8 protein-coding genes and 1 pseudogene are annotated in these 7,341 nt (G+C 71.7%); 6 read left to right on the forward strand and 3 right to left on the reverse strand.

Translation table 11 applies throughout. The features are described 5' to 3' along the window. The 3 genes and pseudogenes from BGO22_RS17065 to BGO22_RS17075 all read right to left on the reverse strand — a co-directional run. Positions 1-127: pseudogene (locus tag BGO22_RS17065) on the reverse strand (electron transfer flavoprotein subunit beta/FixA family protein); the annotation flags it as partial. Next, entirely contained in the window at positions 124-969 is an 846-nt protein-coding gene (locus BGO22_RS17070; protein WP_286851897.1) for an HpcH/HpaI aldolase/citrate lyase family protein, read from the reverse strand. The gene BGO22_RS17070 and the pseudogene BGO22_RS17065, both read right to left, overlap by 4 nt. After that, on the reverse strand, positions 969-1,289 hold the full coding sequence (locus BGO22_RS17075; protein WP_286851898.1) for a 2Fe-2S iron-sulfur cluster-binding protein: 321 nt from the start codon (positions 1,287-1,289) through the stop codon (positions 969-971). Before BGO22_RS17075 ends, BGO22_RS17070 begins: the two co-directional genes overlap by 1 nt. A 124-nt stretch (positions 1,290-1,413) precedes the next feature. Here BGO22_RS17075 and BGO22_RS17080 point away from each other — a divergent pair, with 124 nt between their 5' ends. Genes BGO22_RS17080 through BGO22_RS17105 form a run of 6 tightly spaced genes read left to right on the forward strand, consistent with a single transcriptional unit; the run spans position 1,414 to position 7,246 of the window. Beyond that, on the forward strand, positions 1,414-2,703 hold the full coding sequence (locus BGO22_RS17080) for an aromatic ring-hydroxylating oxygenase subunit alpha (RefSeq protein ID WP_286851900.1): 1,290 nt from the start codon (positions 1,414-1,416) through the stop codon (positions 2,701-2,703). Further along, a complete protein-coding gene (locus BGO22_RS17085; protein ID WP_070399242.1) occupies positions 2,703-3,194 on the forward strand; it encodes an aromatic-ring-hydroxylating dioxygenase subunit beta in 492 nt (163 codons plus the stop codon). Before BGO22_RS17080 ends, BGO22_RS17085 begins: the two co-directional genes overlap by 1 nt. 22 nt (positions 3,195-3,216) lie before the next feature. Beyond that, positions 3,217-4,041 (forward strand): enoyl-CoA hydratase/isomerase family protein, encoded by an 825-nt coding sequence (locus BGO22_RS17090; RefSeq protein WP_286851901.1) that lies wholly within the window; start codon positions 3,217-3,219, stop codon positions 4,039-4,041. Continuing rightward, positions 4,042-4,782: an SDR family NAD(P)-dependent oxidoreductase gene (locus BGO22_RS17095; protein ID WP_286851902.1), complete on the forward strand. Its 741-nt coding sequence runs from the start codon at positions 4,042-4,044 to the stop codon at positions 4,780-4,782. Then, on the forward strand, positions 4,779-5,786 hold the full coding sequence (locus BGO22_RS17100; RefSeq protein WP_083293168.1) for an alpha/beta hydrolase: 1,008 nt from the start codon (positions 4,779-4,781) through the stop codon (positions 5,784-5,786). The genes BGO22_RS17095 and BGO22_RS17100 overlap by 4 nt, the downstream gene beginning before the upstream one ends. After that, a complete protein-coding gene (locus BGO22_RS17105; protein WP_286851903.1) occupies positions 5,783-7,246 on the forward strand; it encodes a 3-oxoacyl-[acyl-carrier-protein] synthase III C-terminal domain-containing protein in 1,464 nt (487 codons plus the stop codon). The genes BGO22_RS17100 and BGO22_RS17105 overlap by 4 nt, the downstream gene beginning before the upstream one ends. Positions 7,247-7,341: the final 95 nt, after the last annotated feature.

Below are 7,341 nucleotides of genomic sequence, written 5' to 3' on the forward strand. Positions count from 1 at the left end.
CCGCGATCTCGTCGAACGGGTTCATCGACATCTTCACGTTGGCAATGTCGACGCCGCTGCCATCGCTTTTCACGCGGACCTTGACGTTGTAGTCGACCACCCGTTTCACGGGCACCAGAATCTTCATGCGTTCTCCTGCGGGTTGATGTCTTGGGCGAAGCGGCGCGCGCGCGCCAGCACCGGGGCGTCCACCATGGCGCCCTCGAAACGGAAGGCCCCTTCCCCGTGCGCGGCGGCCGCCGCCAGCACGCGCCGCGCCCAGGCGCGCTGTTCCTCGCTGGGCCCCAGGGCCGCGTTGACCGGGGCGACCTGGGCCGGGTGGATGCACAGCTTGGCGCCGAAGCCGAAGCGGCGCGCGCGGCGCGCATCGGCGCTCAGGCGCTCGTTGTCTTGGAGCGCCGTGGTCACGCCGTCCACGGGTGGCGCCAGATCGGCGCGGCGCGAGGCCATGACGAAAGACAGGCGCACCGGCGCCAGTTCGGCCTCGTCGCTCTCGCAGTCCATGCCGAGGTCGGACTGGAAATCCAGGTGGCCAAAGGCCAGGCGCAAGACGCCGGGCACGCGCGCGATGGCATCGATCCGCGACAGGCCCTGGGCCGACTCGATCAGCGGCAGCCAGCGGCGCGCGGGGAAGGCGGCGAACAGGCGCAGCAGGTCGGCGGGCGCTTCCACCTTGGCGGGCATCACCGCGCCCAGGCCCTGCAGCGCCACGAGCAGGGCCGCGTCGTCCGCGTGCCAGGGCGTGGCCGGGGCATTGAGCCGCACCAGCAGGCGCGAGCGAACGCTGGCGTCCAGCGAGGGCCACAGGCGCGCCAGTGCCTCGCGCGCGCCGGCCTTGCGCTCGGGCGCCACCGCGTCCTCGAGGTCGATGACCAGCGCGTGCGCGCCGCTGGCGAGCGCCTGGGGCAGGCGCTCCAGCCGGTCGGCGGGCAGAAACAGCAGGCTGCGGGCGAGGGCGATGCCGTGCATCAGACCTGCTCGTCCGGCAGCTGGATGCGCATGCCCGCCAGCGCGGGCTGCATGCGGATCTGGCAGCACAGGCGGCTGTTGCCGCGCAGGTCGGGCACGCCTTCGAGCATGAAGACCTCGGTCTCCGAACGCGGGGGCAAGCGGTCGAGGAAGGCCGGGTCCACGTAGCCATGGCAGGTGGCGCAGCTGCACACGCCACCGCAATCGCCCAGGATGCCGGGCACGGCGTGGTCGATCGCGACCTGCATCAGGCTGCGGCCTTCGGGGGCCTCGACCGCGTGCTCGCTGCCGTGGGGGTCGATGAAAACAACGGTGGGCATGGGTGAATCGTCCTTGGTGAAAACCCCGAGACGGCGGTTTGACATAGTCCGTCTCGTCGGACTATTATTTCACCAACCGAGGCACCGGACAACACACATTCCATCCCCAACGGAGGACCCCGAATTGGACCACTGCGCCCCCGTGATCCCCATCGCCAGCGCGCCCGCCGCCGAGCCGCGCTGGGACCAGCTCGTGCGCGACGAGCACGTGCACGGCTCGCTCTACACCGACCCCGCCATCTACCAGGCCGAACTGCAGAAGATCTGGTTCCGCACCTGGGTCTACGTGGGGCATGAGAGCGAGGTACCGAACGCCAACGACTACGTCATGAAATCCATCGGCCCCGAGCCGGTCATCATGACGCGCGACCGCCACGGCACGATCCACCTGCTGCACAACCGTTGCCCGCACCGCGGCAACCGCGTGTGCATGACCGAGCAGGGCAACGCGCGCTCCTTCACCTGCCCCTACCACGGCTGGACCTTCGCCAACGACGGCGCGCTCAAGGGCTGGCCTTTTCCCTCGGGCTACGAGGGCGTGGACCGGGGCGACTACGGCCTGGGCAAGGTCGCGCGCGTGGCCAGCTACCGCGGCTTCGTCTTCGGCTCCATGGCGGCCGAGGGCCCCAGCCTGGAAGAGCACCTGGGCGCGGCCATGAAGTCCATCGATGCGCTGTGCGAGACCTCGCCCGAGGGCGAGGTGGAGATCACCGCCGGCTTCCTCAAGCACAAGGTCAAGGCCAACTGGAAGTTCCTGGTCGAGAACGAGACCGACGGCTACCACCCGTCCTTCGTGCACGCCTCCATCTTCGAGGTGGCGCAGAGCGGCATCGGCTCGCTCTACAGCGCCGAGTCCACGGCGGTGTCGCGCGACTTCGGCAACGGCCACACCGAGAACGACCTGCGCCCCGAGTTCCGAAAGCGCGACGTGCCGCTGTCCTGGTTCGGCACCACGGTCGACAAGCTGCCCGAGTACACCGCGAAGATGAACGGGGCCTACGGCGAGGAGAAGGCGCGCAAGATCATGATCGACGGCACGCCGCACATCATGATCTACCCGAACCTGTTCATCGCGGAGATCCAGATCTTCGTGATCCAGCCGCTGTCGGTGGACGAGACCGTGCAGCACGTGACCGCGCTGCAGTTCAAGGGCGCGCCCGACCTGAACCGGCGCATGCGCCAGCAGACCATGGGTTCGGTGGGCCCGGCCGGCTTCCTGTTGGCCGACGACGCCGAGATGTACGAACGCACCCAGATGGGTGTGCGGATGCGCAATCCCGAGTGGCTGTTCCTGGGCCGGGGCAAGCACCGCGAGCGCCGCGACGCCGACGGCTTCCTGATCGGCGACAACACGGACGAGGTGCCCAGCCGCGGCATCTGGCGCCACTACCGCGCCACCATGGAGGCCGCGTGATGCCCATGACGAGCGAACAACGCGCCACGCTGGAAGACGTCACGCAGTTCGTCTACCACGAAGCGCGCCTGCAAGACGAGCACCGCTACGACGACTGGGAGTCGCTGTGGACGGACGACGGCGTCTACTGGGTGCCCGCGAACGGTGACGGTGGCGACCCCGAGAAGGTGATGTCCATCATCTACGACAACCGCTCGCGCATCGCGCTGCGCATCCGCCAGTTCCACACGGGCAAGCGCTTCAGCCAGACGCCGCAGTCGCGCCTGCGCCGCCTGATCTCCAACATCGAGGTGCTGGAGGACGACGGCCGCGAACTCAGCGTGGGCAGCAACGTGCTGATCTTCGAGAACCAGACGCGCGGCGATGTGCTCTGGGCCGCGCGCACCGAGTACCGCCTGCGCCGCATGGACGGCCAGCTGCGCATGGCGCGCAAGACCGTGACCCTGGTGAACAACCAGGACGCGCTGTACTCCATGGCCTTCCTGATCTGAATCCCGCGAACGGAGGCGAACGATGAGCCAAGAGACGGCATCCGAGTTGCTGGTGGGCGAGGGCCCGGTACGCCTGGCGCTGCACGCCGACGGCGTGGCCCACCTGCGGCTGGCGCGGCCCGAGGCCGCCAATGGATTGAACGTGGAGCTGCTGCGCGCGCTGCACGAAGCGGTTCTGCGCATCCACGGCGAGGGTCGCGTGCGCGCGGTGCTGCTGACGGGCGATGGCCCGCACTTCTGCGCCGGGGGGGATGTGCACACCTTCCTGGCCAAGGGCGAGGCGCTGCCCGATTACATCCGCGTCGCGACGGCGCTGCTGCAGCTCGCCACGGCCGCCCTGATCCGGCTGAACCCGCCGGTGGTGGCGGCGGTGCAAGGCTTTGCGGCCGGCGGCGGCGGCATGGGCCTGGTGTGTTCGTCCGACTTCGTGGTGGCTGGCGAGTCCACGCGCTTCCTGGCCGGCGCCACGCGCGTGGCCATGGTGCCCGACGCGGGCGTGTCGGTCACGCTCACGCAGCTCGTGGGTTTTCGCCGCGCGATGGAGATCCTGATGCTCAACCCCACGATCACCGCGGCCGAGGCCCAGGACATGGGCCTGGTCACGCGCGTGGTGGCCGACGAGCGCCTGATGGACGAGGCCTGGTCGCTCGCGCGCCAGCTGGCGGCCGGCGCGCCGGCCGCGCTGGCCAACACCAAGCGCCTGCTGTGGAACGGCATCGGCCAGGGCGTGGAAGCCGCCATGCCCGAGGAGAACCACATCCAGGCCCTGCTGTCCGGCATGGCCGACGCGCGCGAGGGCCTGGCGGCGGTGATTGAGAAACGCACGCCGCGTTTCACGGGGCGTTGAATGGCCATTGACAAGACCGCGCGACGGCGCGCCCTGGTCACCGGGGGCGCCAGCGGCATCGGCGAGGCCATCGTGCGCCGCCTCGCGGCCGATGGCCTGGACGTGCTCATCGCCGACCGGCAGGCCGAGGCCGCCCGGCGCCTCGCGCAAGCGACCGGCGCCCGCGCCGTGGCGCTGGACGTTTGCGACTTCGACCGCGTGCACGCGGTGGTGGCCGAACTCGGCCCCTTCGATGTGCTGGTGAACAACGCGGGCGTGGACCAGCACGCCTTCTTCACGAACACCACGCCGGCCGACTGGCGCCGCCTGCTGGCGGTGAACCTGGAGGCCGTGCTCAACACGACGCACGCGGTGCTGCCGGGCATGCAGGCGCGCGGCTTCGGCCGCATCGTCAACGTGGCCTCGGAAGCGGGCCGGCTCGGCTCGCGCGGCGGCTCGGTGTACGCGGCGGCCAAGGGCGGGGTGATCGCCTTCACGCGCTCCATCGCACGCGAGAACGGCCGCAAGGGCATCACGGCCAACGTGGTGGCGCCGGGGCCGATCGACACGCCGCTGCTGCGCCAGGCCGTGGCGCAGGGCGGCGACAAACTCTTGGACGGCATGACCCAGGCCACGCTCGCGGGTCGGCTCGGCACCGGCGAGGAGGTGGCCTCGGCCGTGGCGTTCCTCGCCTCCGAAGGCGCGGCCTACGTCACCGGCGAGGTGCTGGGCGTCTCGGGTGGCATGGGGTGCGGCGCATGACACAGGACCACCACGCTCCGCCGCTGCCCGCCGAGGGGGCCGATCCGGCCGGGGGCGGCCCGGCGCCGGATCGGACCTCATCGCCGTCCTCGGTCGAGACCGTCGTCGCCCGCGTGAAAGCGGTCTACGGCCGCTGGCGCCGCGACACCCCCGTGGCGCAGATGCGCGCCGACTGGGACCGGCTCTTTGACGCCACCGGCGAGGCCGCGTTCGAGCCGCTGACCGCGGGCGGCGTGCCCTGCGCCTGGGTCACCGCGCCCGGCGCGCGCACCGACCGCGCCATCGTCTACTTCCACGGCGGCGGTTTCCAGGTCGGCTCGCTGCGCTCGCACCGCGAGCTGATGGCGCGCCTGTCGGCCGCCGCCGGCACGCGCGTGCTGGGCGTGGACTACCGCCTCGCGCCCGAGCACCGCTACCCGGCGCCGCTGCAGGACGCGCTGGCGGTGCTGCAGTGGCTGCGCGGCCAGGGCCTCGCGGCGCGCGACACCGCGCTCGCGGGCGACTCGGCGGGCGGTGGCCTGGCCCTGGGCGCGCTGCTGGCGCTGCACGGCCGGGGCGATGCCCTGCCGGCCGCGGCCTTCCTCATGTCGGCCTGGACCGACCTCGCCGCCACCGGCGAGAGCTACGAGACCCGTGCCGGCGCCGACCCCATCCACCAGCGCCCCATGATCCTGGCGATGGCGCGCAACGCCCTCGGCCCCGACGGCGATGCGCGTGACCCGCTGGTCTCACCGCTGTACGCCGACGAACAGGCCCTGGCCGCGCTGCCGCCCCTGCTGCTGCAGGTGGGCGATCGCGAGACCGTGCTCAGCGACTCGGAGGCCTTCGCGCGCCGCGTGAACGCCGCCGGTGGCCAGGCGCGCTGCCAGGCCTGGCCCGGCATGGTCCACGTCTTCCAGCAATTCCCCGACGAACTGCCCGAGGCGCGCGACGCGCTGGCCGAGGGCGGCCGCTTTCTCGCGTCCCACCTGGGGCGCCCCACTTCCGGAGACACCTCAGCATGATCGGAATCACCGCCTATGGCGGCTACGTGCCGCGCCTGCGCCTGTCGCGCCAGGCGGCGGCGCAGGCCAACGCCTGGTACGCCCCGCAGTTCGGTGGCCGCAAGGGCACGCGCGCCTTCGCCCACTGGGACGAGGACAGCATCACCCTGGCCGTGGCCGCCGCGCGCGACTGCCTGGGCCCGGTCGGCCAGCGGGACCGATCGACCGTGCGCGCCCTGCTGCTGGCCAGCGACACGCTGCCCTTCGCCGAGCGCCTGAATGCGGCCGTGGTGGCCGGCGCGCTCGATCTCGACGAGGGCATCGAGGCCCTGGACCTGGGCGGCACGCAGCGCGCGGCGCTCTCGGCCTTCACGCAGGCCGTGGCGCGCGTTCAGGCCGGCGGCGGCGACACCCTGGTGTTGGCCGCCGACAACCGCCGCACGCGCGCGGCCAGCGCGCAGGAGCTGGAGTACGGCGACGCCGCCGCCGCCCTGCTGGTGGGCACGCAGAACGTGCTCGCCGAGTACCTGGGCGCGGGCACCGTCACGGCCGATTTCGTGGACCACTTCCGCGCCGCCGGCGAGGACCTGGACTACCACTGGGAAGAGCGCTGGGTGCGCGACGAGGGCATCACCAAGCTGGTGCCGCGCGCGGTGCAGGCGGCGCTGGCCCAGGCCGGCGTGGCCGCCGCCGAGGTCGACCACTTCATCTTCCCCACCACCTTCGCCAAGATGGACCAGCAACTGGCCAAGGCCTGCGGCATCCGCGCCGAGGCGGTGGTGGACAACCTGGGCGACAGCGTGGGCGACAGCGGCGTTCCGCACGGCCTGCTGCTGCTCGCGCAGCTGCTGGAGCGCGCGCGGCCTGGCCAGCGCATCGTGCTGGCGCAGTTCGGCAGCGGCGCGCAGGCCCTGGTGTTCCGCGTCACCGAGGCCATCGATGGCTTCAAGCCCGCGCGTGGCGTGGGCGAATGGCTGGCGCGCGGCGTGGAGGAGCGCCACTACACGCGCTTCCTCTCCTTCAAGGGCCAGCTGCAGCTGGAGCGCGGCATGCGCGGCGAGCAGGACAAGAAGACCGCGCTGTCGACCGCCTGGCGCCACCACCGCGCGCTGCAGGCCTTGGTGGCCGGCCGCTGTGAGGTGACGGGCAGCGTGCACTTCCCGCCCTCGCGCCTGACGTACGACGCCCAGCCCCTGCAGGACACGCAAAAGCCCCACCCGCTGGCCGACCGGCCCGCGCGCATCCTGAGCTGGTCGGCCGAGTACCTGTCCTGGCACCCGGCGCCGCCGCACCACTACGGCCAGATCGACTTCGAGGGCGGCGGTCGCATCCTCATGGACTTCACCGACCTGGAGGTGGGCGAGGTGGACAGCGGCACCGCCATGGAGATGGTGTTCCGCGTCAAGGACGTCGACGACCGCCGCGGCTTCACGCGGTACTTCTGGAAGGCCACGCCGGTGCGTGGCGCGTCCAAGACCTGAAGGAGAACAGCATGGCACAAGGCATCAAGGACAAGGTCGCCATCCTCGGCATGGGCTGCAGCAAGTTCGGCGAGCGCTGGGACGCCAGCCCCGAG

Origin of the sequence: Hydrogenophaga sp. 70-12 (assembly GCF_001897365.1) — a bacterium.
GTDB lineage: Bacteria > Pseudomonadota > Gammaproteobacteria > Burkholderiales > Burkholderiaceae_C > Hydrogenophaga > Hydrogenophaga borbori.